The organism is Chryseobacterium sp. PCH239, assembly GCF_018924625.1.
Classification (GTDB): Bacteria; Bacteroidota; Bacteroidia; order Flavobacteriales; family Weeksellaceae; genus Chryseobacterium; species Chryseobacterium cucumeris.
The window spans coordinates 1688121-1706980 of record NZ_CP073027.1 but is presented as its reverse complement, the minus strand read 5'-3'; the positions used below and the strand labels follow the sequence as shown (position 1 = coordinate 1706980).

The window sequence follows — 18860 nt, the reverse complement described above, 5'->3', positions numbered from 1 at the left end:
TTTTTTAAAAAGAAAAGTTTAAGCCTAAGGAAAATCTTCTCGGAATAGGGTAGATAGCTCCTGCATTGCCAGAATAGACGCTTTGATTATCTGCATTACCAACTTCAGGATCCACTCCGGAGAATTTGGTGATGGTAAATAAATTTTCACCCATAATATAAATATTCGCTGATTTTATTTTCATCTTTTCTGTTAGAGATGCAGGCAAATTATATCCTATTCTCAAGGATCTTAACTTGACAAAGCTGGCATCCTCAAGATACCGTGATGAAGGCTTATTTGTTAATGAATTATTGTTGTATACAGCAGCCGGATGGGTTGCGATATCTCCCGGCTTTTCCCATCTTGTCCATCCATCTTTTAAAACCATCTGGTTGTAATACGGATAGGCACCGTCTGAATCAAATAATTCTCTGTACGAGTTATATACTTGCCCACCCTGAGAGAAATAAAGATTTGCGGCAAGATAGAAATTTTTGATGTTCAGATTAGTACTTACAGAGCCGTAATAATCTGGTGTGGCAGCTCCTACCACTTGTACGGTAGCCAGGTTGTATTTTGAGGTCGCACTTCTGCTTCCATCCGGATTAATGATCTCCCATTGTGCTTCACCATTTTCTGGATTTACACCCAGCCACTTTCTCATATAGAAAGAGTTAACGTCATATCCTTGTATAGCTACATGATAATTGTCCAAGACCTGTGTGCCGTTATTACGGGTTGAAAGGACATTGTTTTTATAGGTGCTGATATTAAACCCCAGATCCCAGTTGATATCTTCTGAGCGGATAATGGAATAATTTACATTGAACTCCCAGCCTTTGTTTCTGACGTCACCGATATTCACGTACTGTCTGTCAACTCCAGTCAATGATGGCAGAGGGACAAGCATCAGCAGGTTTTTTGTTTTATTATTAAAATAATCAATATTTAAAGTAAGTCTGTTATTAAATGCCTTGATATCGATACCAATATTATTCTGATAGATTGATTCCCAGGTTAACGCAGGGTTTCCGAGCTGATACCATGTTGCTCCTATTTGTCCATCATATTTTTCTGTAAGTCTATATAGGTCTTGCCATCCGTAATCCGGACTGGGTGTATTTCCCACAAGTCCTCTGCTTGCCCGTAATTTCCATTCGTTAACAGGTTTTATTTTGAAGAAATTTTCTTTATGGATATTCCATCCCACACTATACGCATAAAATAAGCCGTTTCTGTTGTTGGCACCGAATGCAGAAGATGATTCGCTTCTTAAAGACCCTTGGATAAAATATTTTTTATCATATACATATTCTGTGTTAAACAGGAATGCATTATAAGCGCGGTCAAACTTTCTTCCTGTTGGCTTTTGTCCTGTAGAAGCACCGGTATTAAAAATATCTGTACCGGGTACTACGCCATAAACACCAGCTCTTGATGACTTATAGAATCTGTCGGTATATTCATATGCAGCTAATGCGTTGATGTTATGATTTCCAAAATCTTTGTCAAATCTCAGCATCTGGTTGAAAAATTTGCTGATGTCTTTTTGATAGTTTTCTGTTAATTCCCCTTTATTACTTGTTCCACTGATCGATCTGGGATCGGTATAGTACATATCATCATAGTTTTTGTAGGTAACATTGTTAGTGGTAATGAATTTAAGATAATCAGTAAATCTGACTTCAGCATCCAGATTTCCTATGAGATCCAGCTGATTACTTTTGCCATAGTTCCATTGAAGGTCATAAAGGTAACTGCTTTTATCCCTTCCGTACCAATCTGCGTAATCCTCATCCACCCGGATCAGATTTCCATTGGCATCTCTGGGGTTGTCCCATGGCATATTAAGGTACATCTGATAAAGGGAAGCCTGAGTATCTTTTCCCGTGGTGTATGATAAACTGAGTTTTGGTTTCAATATCAACCAAGGCTTTATAGTCTGTTCATGATTGATTCTGAATGATAGCCTGTTGTATTCATCTCCTTTTATTGTTCCGGTTTCATTATAATAATTTCCTGAAATATAGGTTTTGGAATGGTCTGAGCCACCTCTGAAATCAATAGTGTAATTTTGTACAACTCCTGTTTGTGTACCGCCTTTCAGCCAGTTGTAGCCATCGTTTCTAAGGGTTTTAGGGATTTCAGGTGCTCCTTTTAATGAGGTGAAATAATCATACAACTGCGTTCCGTTCATAAGCTTGAAGCGCCCGTTGTTAAACACATTAAAAGAATTATTAAGAGATGCACTTAATATTCCTTTCCCTGAATTTCCTGATTTGGTAAACACCTGTACAATACCATTTGCTGCTTTAGAGCCATATAAGGCTGTTGAAGCGGCATCTTTTAAGATATTGATGCTTTCTATCTGATTGGGATCCAGATTGGGAGCATAGGGCATTACTACGCCATCCACCACCCAAAGGGCAGAACTGGGACCATTGATAGTAGAAGTACCCCTGATTTTTACAGTGGCTACAGAACCTGCAGAACCTCCACCGGGTAAGATTTGAACTCCGGCGGCTTTTCCCTGCAGAAGACCGGATACGCTTGGGGTATTGGAATCCTGAAGTTTTTTGTCAGAAATAACAGAAACGGCAGCTGTAAGGCTGGATCTTTTCTGTGCCTTGTAGCCGATAATTACAATGTCATCAATTTTTTTTTCTTCTAAAGTATCTGTTTTCTTTGTGGTCTGGGCTGCTATAAAACCTGTCATTAAAAAAAAACAGACTGATGTCGTTAATTTCTTTTGTTTTTTCATACAATTTTTAGATGATGGTAATGTCGCTAATGTACAAAAAACAATGTATAGGTGTTATATATATGTTAAAAAATGTTAAACATTGTGTTTTATTTTGTTTTAAAGTGTAAATATTTAATTTTTATTAATTTTTTCGTGTAAAATATTTTAAAAAAAACAAATTTTAACTGATGAGTCTAAAGAGGAATGAGTATAGATTAAGGATAATGATCATGAAAAACGTGGATCATTACTAGAAATATAATAAAAAAAGCTCTGGATTTCAGAGCTTTTTTTATATTTAATGAGAATGAGCAGTGGGATGTTGATGGAAAACATGCATCATCAATGCAAGTGAAACTCCTAAAACAACCAGCCCGATTTTTACCCAATCAATATTGTGATTTTTATTACTTTCAAAAATAATTACGGATGAAATATGGAGGAAAATTCCGCCTACGATCGCCAGAAAATAAGGCTGAAGATCAGGATTGAAATAATTACCTAACAACATTCCCATGGGAGAAGCCAATGCAAATAAGGCTACAATGAGAATAGAAGGATAAGATGAAGAACTTTTAGATTCTCCCTTTCTGTTAAATAAAAATGCTCCCAGAATAAATGAAATAGGGAGATTATGAAATACAATTCCCCAAAGATAAGGCGACATTTCGTGTTGCTCGTTAGCCAAAGGAATCCCCTCAATAAAAGCATGGATAAATAATCCTACCATTAAAGCAACAGGAAGAATATTGTGTTCGCTATGATGATGGAAGTGCCCGTGTTCAAAGCCTTTGGTAAGAGCTTCCAGGATCATCTGCAGCAGAACTCCCGCGATTACGAATATCCCAAGACTACTGCTTCCGGAAGAGGTATAAACCTGCGGAAACACTTCATTAAGACAGATTGTAATCAAAAAACCGGCACTTAATATCAGTAGATTTTTAGCCAGTTTCTCTTTTTTACCAAAGTGTTTTCCCAGAAATACTCCTGTTACGACACTTAAAATCAGTAAAAGTACTGTTGTCATTATTTTTTCTTAAATAAATTGATGCATCGCGGGGAATTTTCTTTCTTAAATTCATTCAGTTGATAATCTCCCCAGATTTTTATTCTTTCAAACCCACATTCAGAAGCATAGGTATGAATGGCTTCCAGAGTATGAAGTTTTACTTTCTCAAAGAAATGAAACGGTTTACCATCGGCTTCAAAACGGATGTCTTTGATGACGTGTCTGCCTTCGATTTTCTTTAGGATTCTGAACTCAATATTCCCTCTCGTGATCGTTGTTTCAGGAACTAAGGTAGTTCTTACAAATTCCTCATTCAGATAGTCTAGAACAAAATATCCTCCTGGTTTTAAAGCATTGTAAACTGATTGGAATACTTTTTTATCATCGCTTTCATTGTCAAAATACCCAAAACTTGTAAATAAATTGAATACAGCATCCATTGGATCTGCATCAATAGGATTTCTCATATCATGAACTTCAAAAAGTAAAGTTTGATTTTCGTACTGTTTGTCGGATTCAATACTTTGTCTTGAAAGATCAAGTCCCAAAACATCATACCCTAATTTATTAAGGAAAACAGAGTGTCTTCCCTTTCCACAGGCAAGATCTATGATTTTCGACTGAGGCGGCAACTGAAGGTCCGCTGTGAGCTTTGTAATGAAGTTTTCTGCTTCAGTATAGTCTCTGTTGCTATAAAGCAAATGATAATAAGGGGTATCAAACCAAGATTCAAACCATTCCATAATGCAAAAATAACTAAATTTGTGCGGTTAAAAGCAAAGTATTTTACAACATTAAGAGATTGAAAAATTCAATTGGACAAGAAGTTGAATAGTTAATCTTTTAATTTTTAAAGCTTTAAATCTTTTAATTCAAACTTATGGATACAGAAAATATTAAAATACAGATAAAAACATTCTTCGGATTGGAGCAGATTCTGGCAGAAGAAATCAAAAAATTGGGTGGAAGAAATGTTGAAATTAAAAACAGAGCGGTAAACTGTGAAGGAGATCTTGGTTTTCTTTATAAAATCAATTACTCTGCGAGAACAGCATTGAAAATTCTGGTGCCGATTCATGAATTCAAAGCTTTTAATCAGCATCAGTTTTATGATAGATTGTTTAAATTTGAATGGGAGAATTTTATGGATGTTGACCAGTCTTTCTCTATTGATGCCACTGTAAACTCTGAAACCTTCAAGCATTCTCAGTTTGTGACTTTGAAAATGAAGGATGCTATTGTGGATTATTTCCAGGAAAAATTTAAAAGACGTCCTAATGTAGAAACGAGAAATCCGGATATCAAATTCCATCTTCACATAGACAGAGAATTGGTAATGATTTCAATGGATTCTTCAGGAGATCCTTTGTTTAAAAGAGGATACAGAAGAGAACAGGGAGAGGCTCCTATCAACGAAGTCTTGGCAAGCGGAATGCTTCAGCTGGCAGGCTGGGATGGAAAAGGAAATTTCCTTGATCCTATGTGTGGTTCCGGAACATTATTAATTGAAGCAGCAATGATTGCGATGGACCTTCCGGCTCAGATTTTCAGAAAGAGATTCGGATTCCAGAACTGGAATAACTATGATGCAGACTTATTTGCAAAAATTAAAGAATTCAGAATTAACAGAGTAAGGCAATTTGATGGAAAAATTGTTGGATATGACATTGATGCAAGAATGCTGAATGCTGCAAGAATGAATGTAGAAGCTGCAGAAATGGAAGATGTTATTGAGATTAAAAAACAGAACTTCTTTGATTCTAAAAAAGAACTTTTCCCATTATTAATGGTATTCAACCCTCCATACGATGAGAGAATTTCTATTAATGATGATGATTTTTACAAGAAAATCGGAGATACTTTTAAAACGCATTACCCGAATACACTAGCCTGGTTAATCTCTTCCGATCTTGAAGCGGTGAAGAAAATCGGTTTACGTCCTTCAAGAAAGATCAAACTTTTCAACGGAAAACTGGAAACGAGATTTTTACAATATGAAATGTATGAAGGAACGAAGAAAGTACATAAACTGGAGGAGAATAAGTAGGATTTAAAATAATAAACTGATGTTATTAGATCTATTGGGAATAATTGTAGACGCGTTGGGATTGTTTAGCTCGGGCTCAGGCTCGTTAAGTTCAACCTCTGACAGAAAGAGTCTTAATTATGATGAAAAACCTAGAAAAAAGGAATCAAAAAGATCTAAATATTTTACTGAGAAAGTAAGTGCTGTAGCTTTGGTATTAGTGGCATTTGGTTTTTTTATGGTTTTTAAAGATCCTTTACCGGTACAAAATTATACACAAACCTTAATAGTAGCTTCTTTAATAGGAATCGGTATTTCGCTGTTAGTGTTTTTTGTGCTCTATATTTTGGAACTTTATTACTTTAAAACCCCGTTCAAATTGCTTCTTTTCAGTTGTTCAGTGATTACTTTTTTTATTTCTACAGTATCGTGTGCTTACTTTAAGTCAGGATGGTTTATATAACAGAACGAATCAGGTTTAGTAAAATATATAGAACATATAGCCGGCTGATGTTCCAAGACTTTGAAACAGTGAAGAAAATCGATTGACGTCCTTCAAGAAAGATCAGACTTTTCAACGGAAAGGTGGAAACGAGATTTTTACAATATGAAATGTATGAAGGAACCAAGAAAGTATATAAGTTGGAGGAGAATAAGTAGGATTTAAAATAATAAACTAATGTCCTGGAATTTTTTTGACATATTTGATGTAGTTTTTGATTTATTCGGTCTGTTGGGTTCTGGATCAAAATCGTCACGTTCAAAATCATCTTCACAACCTGAAAGAAAAGCTTTAAATCATAATGTAATATCTCAGAAGAAGGATTCAAAAGATCCGGATAGCTTACCAAAATAATAATTCCAGTGGTAATTAAAATAAAAAACAGGTTGTACGAATGTGTACAACCTGTTTTGTTTATCGAGCCAGTGAAGGCGCAAAGCCATACTGTTTTTTAAAGGCATGTGAAAAATGGGAAAGGTCTTCAAAACCTACTTCCAGAAAAACATCGGAAGGTTTTTTATTCTTTTCTGATAAATGATAATAGGCAAGTTCAAGACGTTTTTGAGTAAGCCATCGCTGCGGAGTTGTTTGAAAAATCTTTCTGAAATCACGGTTAAAAGTTGATAAACTCCTTCCTGTCAGATATCCGAATCGTTCCAATGGCATATTGAACATATAATTCTTCTCCATAAAGTTAATCAGATCTACTTTTCCAGGTTCCTCAAAATCTGCAAGTAAAGTATCGATATCCGGATCAATTTCCCTTACAATACTGATGGCTTCAGTGATTTTTAGATGGGCGATATTTTCAGGAAGTGAGCCTTCAATCTCAAAGTAAGGAATCAGGGACGCAAGACAGCTGTTCAGAAGCGGATGGCTGTTGAAACTGTGAATGCTGGATTCCCGATGTCCGTTTTTCCTTTCATAATCAACAGAGCTATAAAAATTCTTCAGCCGTTCTGTGGTAAGATGCATTACTACAGCTTTATGTGGAAGCCCATCCTTGGGATAATTGATAATCGTAGCAAGATGATTTCTAGGAATCAGAAAAATATCTCCTGCTTTGAACAGATAGGTTTTGTCTGCCTGAATAATTTTCGTTTCTCCTGATATGAACCATACCAGCATATGATATTCAAAAACCGTTTCCGTTTTGAACAGCTTGTCGTCATAACTGGAAATTTTGATATCCGGAGTGAGGTATTGTATCTGGAAATCCATTGTCAAAAGTTTTTCATTACAAATGTATTTAAAAAACAGTTATTTGGTATCAAATTTAAACCCCAGCATTTCTTCGCTTAATTTCCATAAACGCTCAGCATTGTTTTTATCAACAGAGTAGGGCTGTACTCCTCGAATGGTTGCCGGTTCATCAAATCTATGTTCAATTTGTCCTTCGTCTATTTCAGCAATATCACAGTTTTCGCAATAAACTCCACCTATTTCATTAAGTTGAGGGCTTACAGCACACCAGACTGTTGTTGCAGCACCTTGCGGGATAGTTTTTAATCGTGCTTCCACCTCGGGTTTGATATTTCCATTTTCATCATGCGTTCCAAGCTGTTTAAAAAGTTCAACAGGTTCTTCTCTGCCCAGATCAGTTCCATATACAGAACCAGGATGAAGTGAATACGCTCTGATATTGAATTCTTTTCCTCTTTCATCGAGTTCTACAGCAAACAGATTGCAAGCTGTTTTAGATTGTCCATATCCGGAAAGGGTATCGTAATCTCTTTTTTCAAAATTAGGATCTTCAAAATTAAAAGGTGCCATCTGGTGCCCATAAGAAGAAACGCTGATAACCCTTGCACCATTTGCTTTTTTCAGAGCGGGCCATAATTTTGAGGTAAGATGAAACTGTCCAAAATAGTTGGTTGCCAGTTGGGATTCAAAACCTCTGCTGTCTCTTCGGAGTGGTACCCACATGATTCCTGCATTATTAATGAGAAGATCCAGGCTTCTGTCTGACGCTATAAATCTTTCTGCAAAGGCATCAATAGAGGCAGGATCCATTAAATCCATTTTTTCAAGTTCAAAATTTTCTAGTCCTGTAAGGTTTTTTCCTGCTTTTTCGATATCTCTTGCGGGAATAATAACATGCGCTCCGGCTGAAGTAAGAACTTTGGTAGTTTCAAGTCCAATTCCTGCATAACCACCGGTAATGATGACTGTTTTTCCTGTAAGATCTATTCCTTTGATAACTTCCTGAGCTGTAGAAGATGCATCAAAACCTGATTGAATAGGTTGTTGTAATGTGCTGATCATTGTTTCCATTTTTTATTGGTTTAAATTTCTATAGCAAAATTAGGGGGGATTTTTCGTGTTTATTTTGTTTAAAATGTCAAATGACTTGGCTTAGAATTTCATTTGTAATCTCCATGTAGTAAGGCAGATAAAATTCTCTATCGTTAATTTATCTGAATAAGCTGTTAAACTGTTTGTAGGTTGTTCTGCGAATAAGTAATTTTGAAAAATTTTCAATTTGAAGCCTACTATTTCTATTGTCGTTGCTATTTACAACCGAAAAGATGAACTTTTCGAGTTACTGACGTCTCTTACTCAGCAGACAGATAAGGAGTTTGAGATCATTATTGTGGATGATGGTTCTTTAATCGATCTGAAACCTACCATTGAAAATTTTGATGGAATCCTGGATATTAAATATTTCAGAAAAGATAACTCAGGACCCGGACTGACAAGAAATTATGGGGCAGCAAGAGCCACTAACGAATGGCTGGTATTTGTAGACAGTGATGTCATCGTTGAAAAAGATTATATTGAACATATTAAAAAGGATATTCAGACTATTCCTTGTGATGCGTTTGGAGGAGCTGACAAAGCGCATAAAGGATTTAATCTGATGCAGAAGGCTATTTCGTATTCTATGACTTCTGTTTTTACAACCGGAGGAATCAGAGGAAGTAAGAAAGCCGTTTCAAAATTTCAACCAAGGAGTTTTAATATGGGCGTGAAAAAGGCTGTTTTTGAAAAAGTAGGCGGATTTTCAGAAATGAGGATAGGTGAGGATCCGGATCTTTCCATGACTCTTTGGGAAAATGGCTTTACCACTGCTTTTTTTGATGATATCGCTGTATATCATAAACGTAGGGTTGATTTTGGAAAATTCTCCAAACAGGTCTATCAGTTTGGCTGTGCAAGACCGATTCTTAACCAGAGACACCCGAATTATGTAAAGATTTCCTTTGCATTTCCTACCTTATTTATGCTGGGATATATAATGGGCTTTCTGGAGTATTTTGTGATGGGCAGAGGAATTATCCTTGCTTTCTACGGATTGTATACCTTTTTGGTGCTGTTTCATGCTTTGTTGTTGACTAAAAATATCAGCATTGCCGGAATGGCAGTTATTTCTACCTATATTCAGATGTTTTCTTACGGGTATGGTTTCCTGAAATCATGGATTTTATTGAATGTTTTCCGAATGAAGCCTGAGGAGGCTTTTCCGCATCACTATTATAAGAAATAGAAGGGATAATTATTATAAACGAATTTTAATAGGAATGGGCTTTAGCCCATTCATCAAATAAATAAAATCTTTCAATGGCTTTAGCCTAAACCTATAAAAGATTACAAACAACATTTGTTAATCAATATCAAAACAGGTAAGTAGATAAATAAAAAAGGCTGTTTCTCGCAAATGAAACAGCCTTTTACAATAAATTTAGGAAATGGAAATGTTTTCATGGTGGTTAAGAACTCCTACTTTCAACATACATTCCTTCATTTTTTGGTAAGTTCTTTTGATATCGTGGTCAAGACCGATGGAGAACCTGATCAGTCCGTCTGAAATCCCTATGGAAGCTCTTTCTTCTTCAGGGATTTCAGATGAGGTAGATTTTCCTGAGCAAGAGAATAGGGTTTTATAGAATCCTAAACTCACGGCAAGATACCCCAGATTTTCTGTCTGCATCAGTTCCATCAGTTCGTTTGCTTTTTCTGTTGTTCCGGCGTCCAGAGTCAGTAATCCTCCGTATCCGTATTCTTCATGAATCATACTTTTCATTAATTCATGGTTTTTGTGGGATGGTAAGCCCGGATAAGATACTTTTAAGCCATCTTTTTCAAATCTTTCAGCCAGATACATGGCATTGTGGCTGTGCTGTTTGATTCTGATGTGTAATGTTCTCAGGTTTTTTAAAATGCTTGAAGATCTTAAACTGTCCATCGTTGGACCAAGAAGCATACACGCACCGGAATTTACATTTTTGGTGTCATCAATAAATGACTGAGTGGCGCAATATACTCCTCCTACCGTATCACTGCTTCCGTTGATGAACTTTGTCAAACTGTGAATTACTACATCAGCCCCGAATAATGTCGGAGAGATAGAAAGAGGAGAGAAGGTATTATCTACGATCAGCTTCAGATTGTGTTTTTTACAGATTTCGGAAAGTTTTCTAAGGTCTGCTACTTCAAGCAGCGGATTGCTTACACTTTCGCAATAAATGACTTTAGTATCTGGAGTGATAGCTTTTTCTATAGATTCAAAATTATTGATATCTACAAAAGTGGTCGCTACATTGAATTGAGGGAAGAAATTTTTAAGAAAAGCATAAGTTCCTCCGTAGATCGTTCGGCTTGAAATAATATGATCTCCACTTTTGCACACCTGCATCAAAACAGAAGTAATCGCTCCCATTCCGGATGCTGTAACGTTGGCGGATTCTGTGTTTTCCATCTTGGCAAGAGCCTGCGCCAGATAAAGATTCATTGGCGATGAATGTCTGGAATACAGATAGCATCCTTCCGCATTTCCTTCGAAGGTATCAAACATTGTCTTTGCGGAAAGGAAGGTATAGGTAGAGCTGTCAGAGATAGAAGGATTCACTCCCCCGAATTCACCAAAATACTGAAGATCCTGGATCTCATTGGCTGCGTTAAAGTTTTCCATAAATATTGTTTTTATTTTATCGTTCCAATTTGCATTAATTTCCTAATAATTACAATATAAAATTGAATTTGTAGAATATAAAACTGTAAAATATTGTTTATTTAGAAAAAATATTTAGTATCTTCGATATTATTAAATTTTTACCAAAAAAATATCTATGGAACTTGACGAAACAGATAAGAAACTGTTACTTTTTTTACAGGAAGATTGTAAGCAAACCACCAAAGAGCTGTCCGGCAAGCTTGGATTGTCTGTTACAGCAATTTATGAGCGTGTAAAAAAGCTTGAAAATGCAGGTGTTATTTCAAAATATGTAGCCTTGCTGGACAAGAGTAAAGTTAAGAAAAATTTTATCGTGTTGTGTCATGTAAAACTAAGTCAGCACAAAAAAGAATTTGTACTGCAGTTTGAAAAGGAAGTGATGGATCTTCAGGAAGTAACAGAATGCTTTCACGTAAGCGGAGATTATGACTATATTCTTAAAATAGGAGTGAAAGATATTGAAGATTACCGCAGTTTTATGTTAACAAAACTTACAACGCTCCAACACATTGCAAGTACGCACAGTTCTTTTATGATTTCCGAAGTGAAAAATACGACGGCAATCATATTATAGATAAATTTCCCACTCAGTTATTGGTCTGCTTTGGTTATTTTATCAATGAAATAATGGAGTCTTTTAATCTCTGTTCTGCCTTTATTTTTATCATTCAGAAAGCAAGTGGTTACAATGACCATTTTTAAATCAGGAATGACACAGATAAGCTGTCCGCCATATCCGGTTGCAACGAAAGCCTGGTGCCCATTGGTTTTTCTTCGCCACCAGTAATAGCCGTAACCGTTGGCATTCGGCATGACATCCCAGGTATCGAGTTGTACCTGTTCAGAAATAGATTCCTGAATCCATTTTGAAGAGACGATTTGTTTGCCGCTAAATTTTCCGTTGTTCAGGATCATTGTACCAAACCTCAGCATGTCTTCAGGTTTCATAAACATTTCTGAACCTGCAATATTCCTGTTCATGGAGTCTGTATCCCATCGTGGAGTATTCATTTTTAACGGCCTGAAAAGATTTTCTGTAGCGAACTGTTTCAGATTAGTCTTTACGATTTTAGCTAATGCCGCACCGAAAAGATGGGTTTCACCACTATTATAATTGAAGACTGTCCCCGGATATTCTTCAAAAGGAAGATCCAGTACAAACTTTACAGGATCACCGGAAAATGACATAGCTGTTGAAATTTTTGAATTTTCAACCCAGTCAAAACCACCCTGCATGGTCAATAGATTTTTTAACGTTAATGTATTTCTGATGGAATCATGAGCTACTTTTCCTTCAATATTGGAAATGTTTTTGAAACTGCTTCTCGATATATTGTATTCCGGAAGAATTTTTAAAACCGGAGTATTGAGGTTGGGAAGTATGTTTTTATCCTGTGCGATACCTGCCAGCACAGAAACGATACTTTTGGTAACAGATTTTATACTGAAAATAGTCTCTTTATTGGCACCATGGAAATACTGCTCATAAATTACCTTATTATTTTGTGAAACAATGAAAGATCCCAAAGAAGAAATGCTGTCATTAATTTCTTTGGTAAATCCGTCCGTAAACTCTTTGGGTAACTCTTTGTTGAAAGCTGCCTGTGATTTCACTTTAGGGGAGAATAAGGCAAGACATAACATTGCGATAGCCTGCAGGAGTTGATTGGATTTCATTGTTTACAAAAGGAAGGATAAAATTATTAGTTGATGGAAAAAGTAAAAGCTAAATCAATTCGGATGAATCAATATAGCTTATGCTTTCAATGCTTCTAAATTATGAAAAACAATGAACTTTTTGAATACTTTTTAGAGAATATTTTAAAGTTTTACAATGATTTTGATATAAAGTTTAGGTTTTCAAGATAACTAAGAAATTATACCAACACTCCATTTTTAGAAGAAATAGGATCCGGAAGGTCTGTTTCTCCGCTCATCTGAAGAAGGTCTATTTCAATCGTTCTGCAGATTGAAAGCATCGGAACATCAAACATTAATCCTGCAAAAGGATTTTCAGAATAATCTCCTACCAGTTCCATAATGATATAAATCCATCCGATAATGATACAGAAAGGAATAGAAGTCCAGATTCCCCAGTCGCCAAGCTTTGCAAACTCATTCACTAATCCTAATGGAAGAAGCATGATAAAGAGAATATTGAAAACAAAGGCTGTGCTGGCAAACTGTCTTGGAGAAGGAAATTTCTTGATTCTTTCTGCCTGTCCCTGAAAATTGTAGAATTCATTCAGTGCGTTCTGAAGCTGAGTCTGATTGAAATCTGTGATAGCATTCATGTTTTTCAGCTCATTGATATCTTTTGCCTGTTGGGCAACCAGATAGGTGGCGAAGTTTTTATAATCGTTTTTGAGTTCGTATTCTTCTTCCGAAAGATATTTGTGCAGGAAAATAGGAGCTCTTCCGTAGTCAGGAAAACCGGCTTTTATTAACCTGTTTCTTCTCAGGTTGATATTCCCGAATTTATTATTTTCTGTGCTGATATGCTCCCATTCTGTAGGAATCAAAAGCTGTTCCCGGAAAGTATATAACCATGCTATGTGACGGTAGACGATTCTTTTTTTACGGTCTTCAAGATCAAAAACTCCAATTTCTTCATTTTTAGTATCGAAGGCATATACCATAGAGGCAAATGAACGGCTGGAATTCACAATTCCACCCCAGATTTTTCTGGCTTCCCAAAGTCTGTCATACGCCTGATTGTTTTTAAAACCTACAAGGAAGGCTTCTGCCGTACCAATTAAAGCTACAGGAACCCATGGAATCGTCATCCACTGCCAGTTGAAAAAATAGAACAGGACAGCGATCAGAGTACACCAGATTGAAATCAGTATAAGATGAAAACCCGATAAATTGAGAACCTGTTTATAATTGACGTATTTTGTAGTGATCATAAAAATGGATGTGTTTTGCGTGTATAGACAAAATAAATACCAAACTGGGATTAATTGTATTTTGTAGTAACTCTCAGATAATGGATAATTGTGTTTTCTTGGTTGATAATAGATTAGAATTGAGATTGATAATCTTAAATAAAAGTAGTGAAAAAAATGCATAAAAAAACCTCTAAATATTTTTAGAGGTTTTAATTTTATATAAAATTAATATTTCAGCATTTCTTCGATCTTACTGCTGAGCTTTTCAGCATTTGGGAGCATCTCTTTTTCCAGCACAAGATTGATCGGAACAGCAGGTACATCCAGTGATCCCATCGTCTCTACCGGAGCATCAAGATACTTGAAGCAGTTTTTAGAAATACGGTGCGCAAAAGCTTCTGCAAAAGAGTTGTTGAGTTGCTCTTCTGTAAGAACGATACATTTTCCGTGCGCTTTTACTCTTTCAAAAACAAGTTCTTCATCCAGAGGAATTAATGTTCTTAAATCAATTACTTCAACTCTTCCATTGAAGTTTTTGGCTGCTTCTTTAGCCCAGTAAACTCCCATACCGTAAGTAACCACTAATAAAGTTCTGCCTTTTTCAGTTTCATCTTTATCAGCTTCAATGATCACTTTACCTTTTCCGAATGGAAGAACATAATCTTCAGCAGGTTCTATCGTTTTAGCATCTTCAGTTCCCGGAACTTTACTCCAGTATAATCCTTTATGTTCCAGCATTACTACAGGGTTCGGATCATAATATGCTGCTTTTAATAATCCTTTAAAATCGGCAGCGTTACTTGGGTATGCTATTTTGATTCCTTTGATATTGGCTAAGATACTTTCAACACTTCCACTGTGGTAAGGACCACCACCTCCATAAGCTCCGATAGGAACACGGATGATGTTGCTTACAGGGAATTTTCCACCACTTAAATAATTTGATTTTGAAATTTCCGTAATCAACTGGTTGATTCCCGGATAAATATAATCTGCAAACTGGACCTCAACAATTGGCTTAAGCCCAACAGCACTCATTCCTGCTGTAGATCCAATGATATAAGCTTCCTGGATGGCTGTATTGAATACTCTCTTGCTACCGAATTTTTTTCCTAAAGTAACTGTTTCACGAAAAACTCCACCAATTCTTTCCCCTACATCCTGTCCGTAAAGAAGTGCTTCCGGATGTTTCCACATCAATTCCTGTATTGCGTGGATGGCAGCATCTACCATTACAATCTTTTCTCCATTGGCAGGTTCACGAGTTCCTGTTTCCTCTGTAATTGGAGTAGGAGCGAAAACGTGCTGCATTACGCTTTCAGGCTTTGGATCTTCTGCATTTTTAGCTTTTTCAAAAGCTTCTTCTGCTTCAAGACGCGCCTTTTTAGTGATTTGCTTTAAAAGATCTTCATCAACACCTGTTTCCAGTAAATGTTTTCTAAGGATCTCTCCCGGATCTTTGGCCCTGTGTTTTGTTAAATCTTCTTCGTCTCTATAGAATTCTCTTCTTACTCCTGAAGTGTGATGGCCGATCAATACCGTTTTGGCACAGACAACAAGAGGCTTTCTTTCTGTTCTAACAAAATCTACGGCTTTTTTCATAGCTTCGAAACTTTCCACAAAATCAGTTCCATCTACTCTCATTCTGCTTAATCCGGTAAATCCAGCTACGAAATCATAAGCGTCACAGGTTCTTGCCTCGTCTTTTGTTACGGAAATTCCCCATTCGTTATCCTGAACCAGGAAGATGATAGGAAGCTGGTGTAAAGCTGCAAATTGTAAAGCTTCACTTACTTCACCTTCTGTAACGGAATTGTCTCCAAGGCTGCAAACCACAACAGGATTATTTTCAAATTGCTGAAGGTTGAAATCCTGAATGTATTTGATACCCTGTGCTACTCCTGTCGTAGGAATGGTCTGCATTCCTGTAGCAGAACTCTGATGAACAATTTTTGGTTTGTTTTCATCCCTACTTGAAGGGTGTGAGTAATATGATCTTCCTCCCGAAAAAGGATCATCAGCTTTGGCTAGTAATTGAAGCATTAATTGATAAGGTTCAAAACCAATTCCTAAAAGAATACTTTCGTCTCTGTAATAAGGAGAAACCCAATCTTCTTTCTTTAGTTGATAAGCTGTTGCAAGCTGAATAGCTTCGTGACCTCTGGAAGTACTGTGAACGTATTTGCATACATTTCTGTTTTCTTCGTAGATGTCTGCCATGGCTTTTGCCAGCATCATATGATTATACGCTTTGAGTAATATATCCTGAGAAACTTTTTCGTGAAGTGCATTTTCCATAGGAAGCAAATATACATAAAAAAACAAAATACTAACAACTGTTAGTATTTTGTGTAAAATCTTTGTTGATATAGGTTATTCCTTGATCACTTTTTTAGAAATAACATCTTTGTCTGTTTTTATTTCAATGATGTAAATTCCTTTTGTGTAAGCGGATAAATCTACTGCTTCTTTATCATTGTTAATGATACCTGTCTGTAGTTTTTTACCTGAAAGATCATAAACATTAAAAGTAGCCTTTTTAGGCGCTTTTAATATATTGGTAAAGTCTTTTACAACAGTTGGAGCTACTGTTACAGCATCCATTGCGAATCCGGTTTCTTTAGTTCCCAATACTTCAGTAAATCCTGTTACGATAACAGAGTAGTTTTGAGGAGAAGTAACACTTGGAGAAGCGTTATTCTTTAATGTTCCTTTATGAGAAATTTCAATTCTGTAAACAGCTCCTGGTGTCGGAGTATCAATAACTACCTGCTCAACATTGTCCACTGTATTGTCTCCTTTTGTTGCTGGCAACATTGGGTTATTGGCATCCAGTTTCCACGGAAGGTAAGTTGTGTTGTTTGTTGTATTGATAATTTTTACATCTAAATCATTAATTAATCTTGAGGTTCTGTTGTTGTATAGATTATCCCATTGATTCGTAATGTTGGTATACTCTGGATCAATCCAGGATATGGTTACTTTTAAAGGTTCAGTTCCGGATGCTTTAACTGTTTTGGTATTAACTGCACCATTATTTAATGTTTCATCATTAAATATGATGGTGTTGTTGGATTTTCCTACAAGAAGTTCAGCACCTTTTTTGGCATTAATGTATCCCCATCCGTACCATGGATCTGGACCTATCTGACCAGCTTCAAGAGCTGAATGCACCATTAAAGTTTTTGAAGCAGAAGCAATAAGCTGAGCATTGTTGAACAGGGATTTATAAATCTGCATCCAAAGTCCAATAATTCCGGCTACCTGAGGAGCTGCCATTGAGGTTCCACTATTCACCTGCCAGGTTGTACTTCCTGTTGTATTTTCTGCAGTAGATGCCATCCAGACATCGGTGCCCGGAGCGGAAATATCTGGTTTAATACCACCATCATCTCTAGGTCCTGCACTACTATAATCAGACTTTAAAACATCTGTAACGGCACTGTATCTACTGTTATTTGTAGTAATAGGATCTGTTGCTCCAACTACAATAATATTTTTAGCCAATGAGCCATAACCTATACAGTCATAACCTTGTGCACAGTTAGCAGGTGGTTCTGTACCTGTTGCATAGGTAGAATACCCCGATCCATTATAATAATAAGCTGTTGTAGTACTGCCTGAATATCCTGGTCCGAATCCGAAATAATTTCCGGCAGATTTCACGATAGTATAAGTTGGGTTATTATAAACGATAGCGTCATAAGATCTGTCGTTTGTATAATAGGTTCCCATTAGATCGTAATTAGTTCCGGAAATATAATTTCCTCCCCAATACCATCCGTTAGCAGGATATCCGTTTGCCGTAGTTTTATAATCCCAGGCAGCATTTATACCATAAGAGTGATTGGATATTTTAGGTTGGGCCAGCAAGATTTTATCAAATACAGTACTTGTAGTTGAGTTACCAGGTAATGTTGTGGTTGCAAATCTGTAAGAATCCATTGTTGAATTTAATGCAATTCCCATTGCATTTCCTGTGACTACAACTCCATTACTTGTGGCTGATAAAGGGGAAGATTTAGCACCAATAATACTTGCTACACCTGTTGAATGGGCACTATAAGCATTAGTGGCTGCTTCTTTGTTGGAAATTCTACCTGCCGCGTTATTAAAAGCGGTATGAGCTTCATAAATTCTTCCTCCATCAAAAATTGCATATACAATTCCTTCACCTTTAAATGATCCGGCTAGACCATTGACACCTCCGGCAGTTGTTAGGGCATCAACATTGTTATTTAAAATTTGAGTTTGATCTTCTGACTGGTAAAAGTTGGGAACATTTCCACTAAACCCGGCCAGATTTTCTCTCATTTCCTGAATTATTTTTTGAGTTTCAGGATTTCTATCACTACCAAATCTTCTAGAAACATAAGAGTCAAACTTTTCATTATTCTCTTTGTTTTGTCTTTCAAATTCTCTCTTTAAACCATCGTTGTTTTGAGCACTTACTAAAGCTATTGCTAATGTGCTGATGAGAAGTAGATGTTTCTTCATTTTAGTTGTTGAAATATTAAAATTGTAATTTGTCAAATATATGGTAAATATTTAGTAATTAATAGTTTTAAATGAATAATTCTAATTTTTTTAATTACATTTTAATATTTTATTTCAACATTGTTTGAGTTGGTTGTTTTTTTTACAAAACGAAATTGTTTAGCTATTCTGAATATTGTGAGTTTTTGTCATAAACTAATAATTAGAAAAAATGAAGTAACTTTACATTCTCTTTTTATAAAAAAGTTAGAACATT

At 36.2% G+C, this 18860-nt stretch carries 13 protein-coding genes and 1 pseudogene; 4 read left to right on the top strand and 10 right to left on the bottom strand.

Features of this window, described 5'->3' with window-relative positions; genetic code table 11:
* Window positions 1–4 precede the first annotated feature (4 nt).
* The 3 genes from KBP46_RS07730 to KBP46_RS07720 form a co-directional block, all read right to left on the bottom strand.
* Window positions 5–2743 (bottom strand): SusC/RagA family TonB-linked outer membrane protein, encoded by a 2739-nt coding sequence (locus KBP46_RS07730; RefSeq protein WP_216445057.1) that lies wholly within the window; start codon window positions 2741–2743, stop codon window positions 5–7.
* 280 nt (window positions 2744–3023) lie between these two features.
* Window positions 3024–3752 (bottom strand): ZIP family metal transporter, encoded by a 729-nt coding sequence (locus KBP46_RS07725; RefSeq protein ID WP_123278072.1) that lies wholly within the window; start codon window positions 3750–3752, stop codon window positions 3024–3026.
* The gene (locus KBP46_RS07720) at window positions 3752–4477 is read right to left on the bottom strand and encodes a class I SAM-dependent methyltransferase (RefSeq protein ID WP_216445056.1); all 726 of its coding nucleotides are present in this window, start codon (window positions 4475–4477) and stop codon (window positions 3752–3754) included. The genes KBP46_RS07725 and KBP46_RS07720 overlap by 1 nt, the downstream gene beginning before the upstream one ends.
* 137 nt (window positions 4478–4614) lie before the next feature.
* On the opposite strand from KBP46_RS07720, the gene KBP46_RS07715 reads away from it, so the two are divergent.
* Together KBP46_RS07715 and KBP46_RS23600 are read left to right on the top strand one after the other, a co-directional pair.
* On the top strand, window positions 4615–5781 hold the full coding sequence (locus KBP46_RS07715) for a class I SAM-dependent RNA methyltransferase (RefSeq protein ID WP_034695266.1): 1167 nt from the start codon (window positions 4615–4617) through the stop codon (window positions 5779–5781).
* Between the two features lie 474 nt (window positions 5782–6255).
* Window positions 6256–6420: pseudogene (locus KBP46_RS23600) on the top strand (class I SAM-dependent RNA methyltransferase); the annotation flags it as partial.
* A 256-nt stretch (window positions 6421–6676) separates the two neighbouring features.
* Here KBP46_RS23600 and KBP46_RS07710 read toward each other — a convergent pair.
* Together KBP46_RS07710 and KBP46_RS07705 are read right to left on the bottom strand one after the other, a co-directional pair.
* Window positions 6677–7483, bottom strand: coding sequence for an AraC family transcriptional regulator (locus KBP46_RS07710; RefSeq protein WP_216445055.1), 807 nt, complete (start codon window positions 7481–7483; stop codon window positions 6677–6679).
* Window positions 7484–7522: 39 nt separating this feature from the next.
* A complete protein-coding gene (locus KBP46_RS07705) occupies window positions 7523–8536 on the bottom strand; it encodes an SDR family NAD(P)-dependent oxidoreductase (RefSeq protein ID WP_123278069.1) in 1014 nt (337 codons plus the stop codon).
* 208 nt (window positions 8537–8744) lie between these two features.
* Between KBP46_RS07705 and KBP46_RS07700 the strand changes: the two genes are divergently transcribed.
* On the top strand, window positions 8745–9749 hold the full coding sequence (locus KBP46_RS07700) for a glycosyltransferase family 2 protein (protein ID WP_123278068.1): 1005 nt from the start codon (window positions 8745–8747) through the stop codon (window positions 9747–9749).
* A gap of 195 nt (window positions 9750–9944) precedes the next feature.
* Here KBP46_RS07700 and KBP46_RS07695 read toward each other — a convergent pair whose 3' ends face one another.
* Complete coding sequence (locus KBP46_RS07695) at window positions 9945–11174, bottom strand: aminotransferase class I/II-fold pyridoxal phosphate-dependent enzyme (RefSeq protein ID WP_062671169.1); 1230 nt, start codon at window positions 11172–11174, stop codon at window positions 9945–9947.
* A gap of 157 nt (window positions 11175–11331) precedes the next feature.
* On the opposite strand from KBP46_RS07695, the gene KBP46_RS07690 reads away from it, so the two are divergent.
* On the top strand, window positions 11332–11790 hold the full coding sequence (locus KBP46_RS07690) for an Lrp/AsnC family transcriptional regulator (protein WP_034695278.1): 459 nt from the start codon (window positions 11332–11334) through the stop codon (window positions 11788–11790).
* A gap of 17 nt (window positions 11791–11807) precedes the next feature.
* Here KBP46_RS07690 and KBP46_RS07685 read toward each other — a convergent pair whose 3' ends face one another.
* The 4 genes from KBP46_RS07685 to KBP46_RS07670 all read right to left on the bottom strand — a co-directional run bounded on the left by KBP46_RS07685 (window position 11808) and on the right by KBP46_RS07670 (window position 18604).
* Complete coding sequence (locus KBP46_RS07685; RefSeq protein ID WP_216445054.1) at window positions 11808–12893, bottom strand: serine hydrolase; 1086 nt, start codon at window positions 12891–12893, stop codon at window positions 11808–11810.
* 200 nt (window positions 12894–13093) lie between these two features.
* On the bottom strand, window positions 13094–14125 hold the full coding sequence (locus KBP46_RS07680) for a bestrophin family protein (RefSeq protein WP_062671165.1): 1032 nt from the start codon (window positions 14123–14125) through the stop codon (window positions 13094–13096).
* 207 nt (window positions 14126–14332) lie between these two features.
* Window positions 14333–16405, bottom strand: a complete 2073-nt coding sequence (locus KBP46_RS07675) for a thiamine pyrophosphate-dependent enzyme (RefSeq protein ID WP_062671163.1) — start codon at window positions 16403–16405, stop codon at window positions 14333–14335.
* Window positions 16406–16480: 75 nt separating this feature from the next.
* Window positions 16481–18604 carry a S8 family peptidase gene (locus tag KBP46_RS07670; RefSeq protein ID WP_123278066.1) on the bottom strand — a complete coding sequence of 708 codons (2124 nt, stop codon included), beginning with the start codon at window positions 18602–18604 and terminating at the stop codon, window positions 16481–16483.
* Window positions 18605–18860 lie beyond the last annotated feature (256 nt).